This window comes from Algoriphagus lacus, assembly GCF_003583985.1.
Classification (GTDB): Bacteria; Bacteroidota; Bacteroidia; order Cytophagales; family Cyclobacteriaceae; genus Algoriphagus; species Algoriphagus lacus.
On the sequence record NZ_QXML01000005.1, the window covers coordinates 168,431 to 181,789 of the forward strand.

General features: G+C 44.1%; 12 protein-coding genes. 6 read left to right on the plus strand and 6 right to left on the minus strand.

Going from position 1 to position 13,359, the window contains the following annotated elements; translation table 11 throughout:
* Positions 1–52: 52 nt before the first annotated feature.
* From D0X99_RS11585 to lpxK, 5 genes are all read right to left on the minus strand, one after another.
* Positions 53–1,744 carry a GMC oxidoreductase gene (locus tag D0X99_RS11585; RefSeq protein WP_119477989.1) on the minus strand — a complete coding sequence of 564 codons (1,692 nt, stop codon included), beginning with the start codon at positions 1,742–1,744 and terminating at the stop codon, positions 53–55.
* A 136-nt stretch (positions 1,745–1,880) separates the two neighbouring features.
* Positions 1,881–3,125 carry an ABC transporter permease gene (locus D0X99_RS11590; RefSeq protein ID WP_119477990.1) on the minus strand — a complete coding sequence of 415 codons (1,245 nt, stop codon included), beginning with the start codon at positions 3,123–3,125 and terminating at the stop codon, positions 1,881–1,883.
* A 126-nt stretch (positions 3,126–3,251) separates the two neighbouring features.
* Positions 3,252–3,863, minus strand: a complete 612-nt coding sequence (miaE, locus tag D0X99_RS11595; RefSeq protein ID WP_199708076.1) for a tRNA-(ms[2]io[6]A)-hydroxylase — start codon at positions 3,861–3,863, stop codon at positions 3,252–3,254.
* A gap of 61 nt (positions 3,864–3,924) precedes the next feature.
* On the minus strand, positions 3,925–5,880 hold the full coding sequence (locus tag D0X99_RS11600; RefSeq protein WP_317133429.1) for a putative porin: 1,956 nt from the start codon (positions 5,878–5,880) through the stop codon (positions 3,925–3,927).
* A complete protein-coding gene (gene lpxK / locus D0X99_RS11605) occupies positions 5,877–6,923 on the minus strand; it encodes a tetraacyldisaccharide 4'-kinase (RefSeq protein WP_119477991.1) in 1,047 nt (348 codons plus the stop codon). The genes D0X99_RS11600 and lpxK overlap by 4 nt, the downstream gene beginning before the upstream one ends.
* 40 nt (positions 6,924–6,963) lie before the next feature.
* Here lpxK and D0X99_RS11610 point away from each other — a divergent pair, with 40 nt between their 5' ends.
* The 3 genes from D0X99_RS11610 to D0X99_RS11620 all read left to right on the plus strand — a co-directional run bounded on the left by D0X99_RS11610 (position 6,964) and on the right by D0X99_RS11620 (position 9,362).
* Positions 6,964–8,064, plus strand: coding sequence for a Nif3-like dinuclear metal center hexameric protein (locus tag D0X99_RS11610; RefSeq protein WP_119477992.1), 1,101 nt, complete (start codon positions 6,964–6,966; stop codon positions 8,062–8,064).
* 3 nt (positions 8,065–8,067) lie between these two features.
* Positions 8,068–8,838 (plus strand): zinc ribbon domain-containing protein, encoded by a 771-nt coding sequence (locus D0X99_RS11615; protein WP_119477993.1) that lies wholly within the window; start codon positions 8,068–8,070, stop codon positions 8,836–8,838.
* Positions 8,839–8,939: 101 nt separating this feature from the next.
* The gene (locus tag D0X99_RS11620; RefSeq protein ID WP_119477994.1) at positions 8,940–9,362 is read left to right on the plus strand and encodes a hypothetical protein; all 423 of its coding nucleotides are present in this window, start codon (positions 8,940–8,942) and stop codon (positions 9,360–9,362) included.
* Here the strand turns inward: D0X99_RS11620 and D0X99_RS11625 are convergent.
* Positions 9,340–9,969, minus strand: a complete 630-nt coding sequence (locus D0X99_RS11625; RefSeq protein WP_119477995.1) for a histidine phosphatase family protein — start codon at positions 9,967–9,969, stop codon at positions 9,340–9,342. The genes D0X99_RS11620 and D0X99_RS11625 overlap by 23 nt on opposite strands.
* A gap of 53 nt (positions 9,970–10,022) precedes the next feature.
* On the opposite strand from D0X99_RS11625, the gene D0X99_RS11630 reads away from it, so the two are divergent.
* From D0X99_RS11630 to menD, 3 genes are read left to right on the plus strand one after another with little or no spacing between them, the layout of a single operon-like run.
* Positions 10,023–10,445 (plus strand): hotdog fold thioesterase, encoded by a 423-nt coding sequence (locus tag D0X99_RS11630; RefSeq protein WP_119477996.1) that lies wholly within the window; start codon positions 10,023–10,025, stop codon positions 10,443–10,445.
* Complete coding sequence (locus tag D0X99_RS11635; RefSeq protein WP_119477997.1) at positions 10,442–11,659, plus strand: chorismate-binding protein; 1,218 nt, start codon at positions 10,442–10,444, stop codon at positions 11,657–11,659. Before D0X99_RS11630 ends, D0X99_RS11635 begins: the two co-directional genes overlap by 4 nt.
* Entirely contained in the window at positions 11,656–13,347 is a 1,692-nt protein-coding gene (gene menD / locus D0X99_RS11640; RefSeq protein WP_119477998.1) for a 2-succinyl-5-enolpyruvyl-6-hydroxy-3-cyclohexene-1-carboxylic-acid synthase, read from the plus strand. The genes D0X99_RS11635 and menD overlap by 4 nt, the downstream gene beginning before the upstream one ends.
* The last annotated feature ends 12 nt before the right edge of the window (positions 13,348–13,359 follow it).

Sequence of the window (13,359 nt, forward strand, 5' to 3'; positions counted from 1 at the left end):
ACCAAAACTTCCTTACTTCATTACTTCATTACCTCCAAACTTCCTTGCCTCCTCACTTAATATTCCCCTTTCTCAATTCCCTCACTGCATAATCTACCGCCCGCGCCGTCAAGGCCATGTAAGTAATGGAAGGATTCTGGGTTCCTGTGGAAGTCATGGCAGCACCGTCGGTCACAAAGATGTTTGGCGCTAAATGCATTTGGTTAAAGCCATTCAACAGGGAAGTTTTCGGGTCACGTCCCATACGTACTCCGCCCATTTCATGAATATCCAATCCAGGAGCCTGCTTGCTGTCATTTTTGTAAATATCCGTGATTCCCGCTTTGGTGAGCATTTCCTCTCCTTGTTCCAAAAAGTCTTTGATGACTTTCTCGTCATTATCATCGTAAGCGATATCCAATTGCAGCAAAGGAATCCCCCATTGATCAGTTTGATCCGGACTGAGGGACACAAAATTGGTTTCTTTGGGAATGGTTTCCCCCTGCATCATCATGGAAACCCACCAAGGCCCCGGTTCAGAATTGGCCTCTTTGAAGTCAGCTCCAAAAGGAACCTCCCTCGCCCCTCCCCAGCCTCCCCGTCCGGCAGAGTAAAAGGACATATACCCTCTCAAAAAGTCCATTTCCTGCTTTTTGACATTACGGAAATTGGGAAGCATCACCGCAGTAGGACGGCGACCATAGTAGTATTTATCCTCAAATCCCTCGAATCGTCCTCCTAAGGTCCCCCGATAGTTGTGAAACGCAATGTATTTCCCCAATATCCCGGAGTCATTTCCCAGTCCATTCGGGAATCGATTGGAAATCGAATTGAGCAAAATCAGATTGGTATTCAGGCAGGCTGCATTCAGAAAGATGACATTCGCGAAGTACTCGGTAGCCTCCTTAGTCACCCGGTCGATGACACGAACTCCGGTAGCTTTGCCCTTCTGCTCATCCCAAATCAGGGAATGAACTACCGAATCCGGCCTGATGGTTAGATTTCCGGTTTTGGCAGCAGCCGGAAGTGTTGAGGAATTGGAGCTGAAATACCCTCCAAACGGGCAACCTCGATAGCATTGATTTCTGGCCTGGCATTGACCCCTTCCCTGAGCAAGGTGAACTTCATTGGGCTTGGTCAGGTGAGCACATCTCCCGATCACAAACTTTCGGTCTCCATAGGCTTCCAAAATCCGTTTTTGGATTTCTTTTTCCACACAGTTCATCTCCCAAGCCGGTAAAAACTCTCCATCCGGAAGGGTATCAAGCCCGTCGTAATTTCCACTGATCCCTACAAATTTCTCCACATGGCTGTACCAGGGGGCAATATCTTCGTATCGAATCGGCCAATCCACTGCAAAACCATCACGTCCCGGACCTTCAAAGTCGTATTTGCTCCAGCGCTGAGTTTGACGAGCCCAAATCAGAGATTTGCCTCCCACCTGGTAGCCTCTGATCCAGTCAAAAGGCTTGTTTTGGACATAGGGATGTTCGGAGTCTTTCACAAAAAAATGCTGGGTATCTTCCGCGTAGGCATAGCAGCGATTGACTACCGGGTTTTGTTGTTCATCCGCCAAAGGTATTCGGTTGCGATGAGGCATGTCCCAAGGATTTGAAGTCATGGTAGGATAGTCTTTCAGGTGCTCCACCTGTCGGCCTCGCTCCAATACCAAGGTTTTCAACCCTTTTTCACAAAGTTCTTTAGCAGCCCAACCTCCGGATATCCCGGAACCCACTACGATCGCGTCATATTGATGAGAATTCATAAAGGAAAAATAAGGGTTTCAGATTGGACTATTTTAAAATTCAGGCTAACCAAGGAATTTTTTGCCACAAAAAAACTCCCAAACTCCAGCCTAATCGCCTGAATTTGGGAGTTGAAGGTTGATGTTTAAAGAGCAATTACTCGTATCGCAGTGATTCAATCGGATCGAGCTTGCTTGCCTTGAATGCCGGAATATATCCAGCAACAAGACCAACTACAATACAAATCACGAAGGAAATAATCATCCAAAGCCATGGAACCAAAAATCCTCCCGGACCTATAAAGTTGGCAATGACGTTTCCGATGGCAATTCCAAGTACCATTCCAAATAAGCCTCCGATCACACAGATCACAATGGCTTCAATCAGAAATTGTTGACGAATGCGAAGCGGTGTGGCACCAAGGGCTTTTCGAATACCAATCTCCCGAGTCCGTTCTGTTACTGACACGAGCATGATATTCATCAAACCAATGGAGGCTCCCAAGAGCGTAATAAAGCCAATCCCAAATCCACCGATTCTCAGGTAGCCAGCCACTTCCTCCAAACTTTCAGCCACAGATTCACTTTTTGTCAATTCAAAAGAGTCTTCCTGTGCCACTCGATCCTGACGGATTTTTCGCATGATTCCGATGGCCTGGCCCATTTCATAGTCAATCTTTCCAGGATCGGAGGCCACTCCGGTGATTCGATAGTTGAAAACTCCATTTTTATCAAGACGGGCGGCATTTTCGATTGGAATCAAAATTTGGCGGTCGGCTCCTTGATCCTGACCCACTCCACCCTGCTTATCCAACACTCCAATGATCGTGTAGGGTTTGCCCAAAAAAGAGATTTTCTGATTAATCGCATCTTCACCAGCTGTGAAGAGGTTCTCTTCCAACTCTTTTCCAATGATCGCTACGGCATTTCCATAGCGAACTTCCATATTGCTGAAGTTTCGGCCTTTGGCAAGCTTGATGGCTTTGATGGATAGATAATTTTCATCACCTCCTCGAACCCTGGTATTGGGATTGGTTTTTTTGGAGCCTCTCTTTACTTCTGCTGTACCAGTTACAGAAGTAAAAACTGTGGAGATCCCGATTGAGGCGAAATCTTCTTTGAATTTAATGGCTTCTCTAAAAGTGATATTTGGATAGTTTTTCTCCGTCTTTCCCTCCTGAACTACCCTACCCCCAGTGGCACCTTTATTCCTGATATCAAAGGAATTGGCTCCCAATCCGGCAAAACTCTCCGCGATCTGTGCCTTGATTCCATCAATTGCAGTTAGCATTCCTACCAAGGAGGAAATCCCTATCGCAATAATGGCTCCCGTAAGGACAGTCCGGAGCAAATGGACCTTGACTGAATTAAGCGCCTCGCGGACATTTTCGATCAAATTCATGGATTGTTCGTTTTGGAACAGCTAATTGAAAAATTTCTAATAAACAGGGTTAATTATAAGCAAATACGGAAGAATTGGCGAAGTGAACAGGGAATTTTAACCAAGGCCCGAAAATCTTTCACAAACTTAATGCATTCGGTCTCCGCGAATCCCGATATTTTTCAATACCTCAGCCTCATAGGTCAACCATTCCTGCCATCGCTGATTCACTTTTTCAGGATCCTGATACTTTCTAGCCAATTCAATGAACGTCACGTAATGTCCAGCCTCTGAGATCATCAGCTCGTAGTAGAATTTCTGCAATTCGGCATCGGCAATGTTTTTTGACAATAGCTTGAACCGCTCACAACTCCTTGCTTCAATCAAGGCATTCATCAGCAATTGCTCGGTCAGTTGCTGCATTCGGCTTCCTCCCTTTTTTACAAATTCATTGAGCTTGATCACATATTCGTCTTTTCGCGGAAACCCAAACTTCATGCTCCTCTTTCGGATTTGCTCCAATACCCGCTCAAAATGCCCCCACTCCTCGGCAACTATCGGGGTTAGGGTATCCACTAATTCATCCAAGTCATTAAACCTAAGAATCAGACTAATGCAGGAGGAAGCAGCCTTTTGCTCACAATAGGCATGATCCACGAGGATATCCTCAATCTGCATTTCTGCGATCCCAACCCAACGTGGATCGGTCGGGAGCTTCAGGTGAAGCATTTTCTGACGGGTGCTTTCTTCCCAGTTCATTTGGATTTTGGATTTGTGAGTTTGGATATTGAAGCGGTGCAATTGCTCATTTTCAAATCCATCAATCAAACAAATACCACGTGATCCCCAGATCCAGGAAAGACCGATAACCTGTATAATCAGGAGTCACAAAATATCCTTCCTTACTCATGAGACCGGAGTTTAGGTGATTGTATTTGAAGAGAACACGGGTACGATTGATCCGGAAATCGAGGAACAAATCCGCGACAGGATAAGCGTAGACTTCAAAGGTATTTTGCAGGTAAAATTGCTGAAACGAAGGATTGTAGGCTTCGGCGTAATAGGACGACTTGTACCTTAGATCTATTCCCAGTTGGACGTAAACATTTTCGTCAAACATTGGGCTGTCGAAATAAAACCGGGTATTGGCATAAAACTGAGGAATTCGGAAGTTGTCCGCTCCTTCTCCCGAGATTTCGGTAAAAACCATTTCAGTATCCCAACGAAACTTCTTCCCGACCTGAATATTGGCGATCAATCCCGGCATGATCATAAAAGCTTCTCCACTGGACTGGGTAGAAATCCGATCTTCATTAAAGAAAACGTAATTATTTACCCGATTTAGTGTCAGATTTGGCCGGAGACTTACTTTTTTGAAATCCAGCTTAATCCTTCCTTTGATCTGGTCTACTCCGATATTGTCAAAATCATTGTTCCACTGGTAGTGATTTCCATAGTAGATCTGCTGCATCGAGGTAGGCTTATACAAAGCTTTGGTGTATTCCAGTTCCAGCCATGGAGATACAAAAAGACCATGAATCCGAAATGCACCCGGAATCAAATATTCTCCGTCTGCACTTATAGACCATTTCTCGGAGATTTTTCCGATCAGCTCCCCTCCGATGTAAAGTTCATTAAAGGTTTCCTTTTCTGCAGGGAAAAAAGGACTTTCCATCCTGCCATTCCGCAGACGGGTAAACGCATTGTAATAGAACCCTTTGTATGAACCTTTCACCCCGAATTCATTTCTCCACTCTGCAAAATCGCTTTTGTTCTGCGTGGTATCAGGTTGATTAAATCGGTTCTTATTGAAAAATAAGGAATCAGAAGTAGTCAGGTCTGACTCAAAGACAATATTCTGGTTTTTTCGATCGAGTGTATGATAGATTTGTAAGCCATTGCCCAGCTTGTACTCATGGTAAACATGGTAATCCTGTCTCAGATCTCTAGCTCTGGAATTTTGAAGCCAAACTTTGGCATCCTCATAGGTGAAATAAAGGGAGGTAGGATCCACTTCAGGAGGTATAATTCCACCGATTTCATTCACCTCGTGCTTCATTCTTGAATAGGAACCTAAAAACCAGTAACGCCCGTTCTCGGACCTGTAATTGGTGTGAAGCCCATAGGCGTTTTGCTCGGCCATATGGTCATCCCGATCCGCTGGATTAAGCGTTTTTCGAATCCGCTGGGTATTAAAATCCAACCCCAAATTCCACCTAGGATTCACATTTCGTGCAAAGGCAATATCCAGCATGTTTCGGTTGCCTCCTCCAAAAAATGCAGACATCTCCGTAAAAGGTGATTTGGTATCAAAATACCGCCTCTTGGCAGGATCACGGAAATACAAATCATAGGCATGGTAGCCCGAAGTCAGTCCGATCAGTTCCGGTATTTCATAAAAAACTGGCTTGGCCGCACTCCCGATATTTCCGAGGTCCTGGTATTTCCATCCTCCCTTTGCCACAGGATCGTAATTATGGAAATTATTGAGAAGCGTATCTTGCTCATAGAGCACAAGTCTGTTTCGTTTGAGGTCTTTTTCAAAAAAGTAAAGGGAAGTTTTGGGACCATAGACCTGACGCGTACTGTCGTCCAGCAGCGCCCTTCTGCCGTCGGCCTCCTCCGCTTGCTGAGGATCGGCCAATTCCCTACCCGGCCTGGCTGTTTGACCCATTCCCGGAAACTGCTGCGCTTGGGGGATCGGCCGCTGTGCAAAGAGCGACTGAATGGCCAATAAACCGAATAAAACCCCAAAGAATACCCTTTTTCTGATCACTTCTTTTTGAATTTTTCCAGGATATAGCTCAACAGCATTTGCTTGTCTTCTGATTGAAATTTAGCCTCAATGGGCAGCACAAAAATCGGAATTTCCCCCAAAAATCCCCGATTTGCGAGAGATTTAAGTTTGACGGCATCTTTTTCTGTCGTGAGTAAAACGGGCTTTTGCCTGTGGTGTTTTCCTACCAGTCCGGCAAATTGTTCTAGATCAGCCAATGTGTATTCATGATGGTCAGGGAAAGATAGGACATCGAGTACTTCAAATCGATCCTTACAGTAAGAAACAAACGACCGATCATCGGCCAGTCCTGAGACCGGAATCACTGATCCGGAAAAAGGAATAGGCTCACCAAGCGAATAGGGATCTCCATAACCTATCTCGGAAAACAGCACCGAAACCTCTGGCCGAAGGTAGGACCTGAGCTGATTTTGAATTCCCTCTTTACTACTTCTTTTGAGGTTTTCAGGGCACTTGGTCACGATGACCAAATCTGCGCGTTTGGCCTCTGATCGGCTTTCCCTCAGCCTACCCATGGGTAAGAGAAAATCATCGGAAAAAGGAAATGAATAAGGTGTGAGCAGGCAATAAAAATCCCCATTCAGCCTTCTGTGCTGAAATGCATCGTCCAAAATCACCAACTCAGTTTCAGAAGAAATCCGGGAAATTTTATCCAAGGCAGCGACACGGTCTTCCCCCACAAAAACCTTGATTTTCCTGTGAAAATTCCTGTAAATCTGAAGCGGTTCGTCTCCGATATCACTTGGTGAACTTTCCTGATTTGCTTGGAGAAATCCTTTGGTCTTTCGACCATAACCCCTGCTGAGTGATGCAATTTGAAAATCAGCCTGAAGATTACGGATCAGAAATTCCACCATGGGGGTTTTTCCTGTTCCTCCTACACTCAGATTCCCTACAATTAAGGTTGGGATCTGAGATCTGTAACTTTTTAGAATTTTCAGATCAAACAATAAATTGCGTATGCCGGTGATTATCCGAAAAATCAGCGCAAAAGGAGCAAGCAGATAGGAATACCACGGCATTGGCAGGAATTGCTATTTTTGACCAAAGAAAAGAAAAATAATGGGATACAGGATTCAGGATGTGATTTCTTACTTGGAGCAATTGGCTCCTCCGGCCTATCAGGAAAGCTACGATAATGCAACCCTGATCTGCGGGGACCGAAGCGCAGAAGTAAAAGGAATATTGTGCACCTTGGATTGCACAGAAGCCGTGGTGGATGAAGCCATCCGCTTAGGGGCTAATCTAATCGTAGCCCATCATCCCATTGTCTTCAAAGGACTAAAAAGCCTGACCGGAAAAAACTACGTGGAGCGCACAGTCATCAAAGCCATCAAAAATGACGTCGCTATCTATGCCATCCATACCAACTTGGACCATGTTTCGATGGGTGTCAACAAGCGGATCTGTGACCGACTTGGGCTTTCCCACACCAAGATCCTACAACCTAAAAAGCAGATTTTGAACAAACTGGTCTTTTTTGTGCCAGTCAAAGACAAGGACAAAGTGCTCGAAGCGGTGTTTTCCGCAGGAGCAGGGCAGATTGGAGAATACAAAGACTGCTCATTCCAAGTCGAAGGAATGGGCACATATACCCCTTCCGAAAATGCAAATCCCCATTTGGGTCAGCGGGGAGTCCCTCAATTCGAAAAGGAAGTGCGTGTCGAAGTAATTTTACCTGCATTTCAAAGCAATCGGATCATTTCTGAAATGAAAAAAGCGCATCCTTACGAGGAAGTGGCCTATTACCTATCTGCTTTGGAAAATGAAAACCAGGAAATCGGAGCAGGAATGATCGGGACTTTGGATAACCCAATGGGTGAACTTGATTTTTTGGATCATTTAAAGGAGAAAATGAATCTTAAAATACTCAAGCACACAGCACTAAAAAACAAACCCGTAAAGAAAGTCGCAGTCTGTGGCGGCGCGGGTATTTTCTTACTTTCAGATGCCAAGCGTTCAGGTGCAGATGTATTTATCACCTCGGATGTGAAGTATCATGAGTTTTTTGACACGGAAGGGCAATTAGTCCTTTGCGACATCGGTCATTATGAGAGTGAAATTTTTACAAAAGAATTATTAGGGGAGTTATTGTCACAAAATTTCCCTAATATTGCACTCTATTTGACAAAAGTAGTTACTAATCCCACATCCTACCGATAGTACATGGAAAGTACAGTAGCACAAAAACTAGAAGCTATCTACAACCTTCAACTCATAGATTCAAGACTAGATGCCATCGTAAAAGTAAGAGGAGCACTTCCTGAGGAAGTCCAAGACCTCGAAGACGAGATAGCAGGCTACGAAACCCGACTCGAAAAATTCAAGAATGACATCGAATCTTTCGAAGACGACATCAAGCGGTATAAAGAAAACATCAAGGAGTCCGAGAAACTGATCAAAAAGTATCAGGACCAACAGATGAACGTACGAAACAACCGTGAGTACGATGCCATCACCAAAGAATTGGAACTTCAGGATCTTGAAATTCAGGTTTCCAAAAAGAAAATCGCTGAAGCCGGTGTGAAAATCGAACAGAAAAAGACTGATCTGGAAGAGTTGAGCAACCTGATGAAAGATCGTCAGAAAGATCTTGATCTGAAAAAAGAAGAATTGGATACCATAGTCGCAGAAAGTGAGTCAGAGGAATCCAAGCTTCAAGCCGAAAGAGACAAATCAGCCAAGAAAGTAGAAGATAGACTCATCAAGTCCTACACTAAAATCAGAGCTAACGCTAAAAACGGTTTGGCAGTAGTAATGGTAAAAAGAGGTGCTTGCGGAGGTTGCTTCAACACAGTACCTCCTCAAAGACAGGCTGATATCCGAGAAAAGAAAAAACTCATCGTATGTGAACATTGCGGGAGAATCCTTGCCGGAGTAGAAGATGAAATTGAAGAAGAAGGAGTAAAAGCAAAAAGAAGAGCTGTTAAAGCTTAAATCATAAATTACTTTCAAAATCCCCGAAGCCAAACCTTCGGGGATTTTTTTATGCCCTTAGGTCTTGCCAACCTTCCTTTTATTATAGTATATTACAAGCCATGAAAAAGTTAGCAATGCTTCTGTTAAGTATGATTTGTTGCGCTTCGGTGTTTGCAAAAGATCCCGAATCCAAGACTTTTTTGGTGCTTTTCAAAAGCAAGGAATTAAAAGAGATGAAAACCAGCATCAAGGAGATTGAGTCCCAATTTTCCATGGCCTTCTCTACCAAATCCTACGAAGGAAACTCCGACCTGGCGCTTATGATTGAAATTCCTTCCTGTGATTTTGACGAGTGTTTCCTCGGTGAATTTTTAGTTGACTTAAAAGACGGTCAAAAAGTACAACTTCAGCACATTGCGTTTCGCCTTTTTGATCTTTCTGAAAACAGATCCCTTCATCAGCAATACCTGGCGATGTATGAGGAAAGTATGACCCCAAAGAAGAAAGCAGCCAAATCTGCTAAAGCCGCTTCAAACCCTTGAGGTGCTCCTGATCATTGAATTTCTTTACTACAAAGGTCTCGTCTGGCAATTGTTCGAGCAGATAGAGACATAAATTATTATGCTCAAACTGGTCCATGTATCGCATGTCGTAATTCAGCAGCAAGCTTAGGAAAATACGCATCGCCCGCCCATGCATGCAGACCAAAATAGTTTCTCCCGGACCATTTAGAATAATTTCAATTCCTCGTTTCATTCGAACAGCAACCGTATTGGGACTTTCTCCTCCGGCAATAGCGTAGTCCAGATTCCCCTGCTGCCACTGATGAAGCATGTGTCGGTAATACTCACCCTCCTCAGGAGTCATGGGAGTTCCCTCATAATCTCCCCATGATATCTCATTCAACTCTGAAAGCGATCGCGTCGGAATACCCAAGTCGATAAACTTCTGAATTGATTGCTTGGTGCGGATAAGTGCAGTGTGATAAATCTGGTCAAAAGGAATATCCTTGTAAGCCTCAAAAAAAGCTTGGGCTTGGGCCTCACCTGTCGAATTGATGGGTGCATCTATCCCACTTCCTTGTACTACCCCCTGAAGATTAAAGTCAGTCTGACCGTGTCTGACCAGGTAAATTTTTTTTCGAGTCAAGTTTCTCTATTTTTGTCCAAAGCTCAAATAAACTTCATTTACCCCATATTTTAATGGTTTTTCTTACCAGACCCACTCTTGAGCAACTGAATTTCACCAGAGAAGAAACCATGGTTAACCATTTGGGTATTGAGTTCACTGGTATTGGAGTGGATTACTTGGAAGCAACCATGCCGGTGGATAATCGAACCAAGCAGCCTATGGGCTTGTTACACGGTGGAGCAAATGTAGCACTTGCTGAAACCCTTGGTAGCCTAGCAGCTTCCTTGACGATTGATCAAACAAAGCAGGCTTGTGTCGGTTTAGAAATCAATGCAAATCATATCAAGTCTGTAAGGGACGGAAAAGTAAAAGGAGTAGCCAAACCGATCCATCTTGGAAAGACTACCCAGATTTGGGAAATCAAAATCTACAACGAGGCCGAACAATTGTGCTGCATTAGCCGGATTACCATGGCTATTTTGGAGAAAAAATGAACGCTACCGAAAACCCAATAACCACTACGCAATCCGAGGTTTTGGATCTTTTGTTTCTGAAAGGTCTGACGTCAGGTGGTTCATTTGCAGTTTGGAGAAAGCCTCGAACAACAAAACTGGAATTTTTGCTTGATGACAAGAAAAACCCAGAGCGGGTCACCCTGAATTTTGAAGAACTCCCGGCTGGTTTTTTGGTACACCCCTTTGCTGACCAAGAGGATAAAAAAGCCTTTTTCATCAGATCAAGTCACTATTTCAGCTTTGATCTGGACCAAGACCTTGACCAGGAAGATTTACCAAAATGGTTAAATCAATCGCTTGATCCAGAGGCCGGCTCAATTCGTTCAGAGATAAGCCATCTCATTCAAATTAAATCTGAATCTTCCCTTCAGGAAAATTTAAAGGGAAACGAAAAAGAACATTTCATTCGACTGGTCGAACATGGAATTAAGGCAATTGAGGACGGAATTTTGGAAAAGGTAGTACCTGCCCGAACAAAATTTATTCATCTTTCTGAAGATTTCGATCTTGGAAAAACTTTCTCCAACCTCCTGAAATCCTATCCAAATTCCTTCATCAACTTCTTTCATATTCCCCAAGTGGGAACTTGGATTGGAGCAAGTCCGGAAGTATTGATTGAGACTAAAGGAGACCATTTCCACACTATGGCATTGGCGGGTACCCAGCCAGCCATCGGTGAAAATCCTCTTAAATCAGCCGGCTGGACACAAAAGGAAATTGAGGAACAGGCCTTGGTCTGCCGGTACATTGTGGATTGTTTCAAAAAAATCCGATTGAGGGAATATGAGGAGCATGGCCCAAAAACAATCATGGCCGGAAATCTCCTCCATCTTCGAACGGATTTTAGGGTGAATATGAAAGCAACCGGGTTCCCTCAACTGGGATCGGTCATGCTGGAGCTGCTTCATCCAACTTCAGCTGTTTGCGGAATGCCTCGTAAGGAGGCTCATGATTTTTTGCAGGAAAATGAAGGTTTTGACCGTTCGTTCTATGCAGGTTTCCTCGGCCCTGTAAATATCCAGGACGAAACCTCCATCTATGTGAATCTACGAACCGCATCGATCCGAGGAGACAAGGCTATTCTCTATGCAGGGGCAGGAGTGACAGAGGAATCAGATCCTGAAAAAGAATGGGAAGAAACCGAACTCAAATGTCAGATCATCGGTAAATTCATCCAAAAACCAAACACTTGATCATTCAGCCTATCCTCGACCTTGTGGCCATCTGTGCCAAAAAGGGTATCGATCATGCAATTCTTTCCCCGGGATCACGGTGTGCTCCGCTTACATTGGCTTTTGCAAGACATCCAAACATCCATTCCAGGACCATTCCCGATGAGCGTTCGGCTGCATTTATTGCCTTGGGCATGGCACAACAACAAAGTCAACCTGTGGTCCTGGTCTGTACTTCCGGTTCAGCAGCATTGAATTATTTTCCTGCCATCGCCGAGGCCTATTTTCAGCAAGTTCCGCTTTTGATTTTGACTGCAGATCGCCCTCCGGAATGGATTGATCAGTGGGATGGGCAAACGATTTATCAGGAAGAAGTTTTCGGGAAACATGTTAAAAAGAGCTTCCGTTTTCCAGATAACTTTTCCAATCAAGATCAAATCTGGCATGCTGGCAGAATCGTTAATGAAGCCATTAATCTCAGCCAGCAATTTCCCGCCGGACCGGTTCACATTAATATCCCACTCCGCGAACCCTTCTATCCTGTAGAGGGGGAAAAATTTGACTTCCCGGAATATCCCCGCGAGTTCACTCCAATTACCAGCCAAAGTCAACTGACCGAAGAAAGTCTTCGAAATATAAAAGACAGACTTTCAAAGGTAAGCCGTGTAATGATTGTTCCAGGTCAACAAAAACCAAATAATCAGATTCAAAGCCTTTTGGATCAGCTGGTAAAAAACCGGAAAGCTGTAATAGTAACTGATGTCATCACCAATCTTCAGGGAGAAAATACAATCAACCTACACGATCATTGGCTGGGAAATGAAAACCTTCATCCGGATTTAACGCCGGATTTGGTCATCAGCTTTGGAAAATCTGTGATTTCAAAATCGCTCAAGCAGTTTTTGAGAAAGTCGAATACCTCGCATTGGCATATTCAGCCCGATGGTCAATCCAGAGATACTTTCCACCATTTGACCCGAATTCTTGCTTGTTCACCCACAGGATTTTTGAATTGGCTATATGAAAACCTTCCGGATCAGGATGAAGACTTTTTCACTCGATGGATGAGATTGGAAAAAAACGTTCAAAATGCTCTCCCTTCAGCTTTTTCATCCGTAGAATTCGGAGAATATCCGGCTTTACATTTTCTGCTGAAGAAAATTCCGCCCTTCTCCAAAATCCACTTGGCCAACTCCATGGCTGTTCGTTATGTGAATTTTCTGGGAAAAAGAAACCAGGAAATCATCTGCAACCGCGGGACAAGCGGAATCGACGGCTCCAACAGCACGGCAGTTGGATGCACTTTTACCACCAAGGAGCCCGTTACCCTGATCACAGGGGACATGGCTTTCTTCTATGACCGAAATGCCTTTTGGCACAATTACGGAATGCCAAACCTAAGAATCATAGTTCTGAATAATCATTCGGGTGGAATCTTCCGCCTGATAGACGGACCGGCCAAGCAACCCGAATTGGAGGAGTTTTTTGAAACCAGACAAAAATTAACTGCCAAACCTCTATCTGAGGAATATGGCTTTCAGTACACTTTTGTCAAAAATCAGGAGGAGCTTGAACTAGCCATGCTGAAGTTTTACGAACCTAGCCTTCAACCCAAGATTCTCGAAATCGAATCTTCCAGCCCGAAAAACGCGGAGATTTTGAAACTGGTGAAAAGCAAAATTGCTTCAGCATTGGCTGAATCCATCTAGAATTCAGTTCGG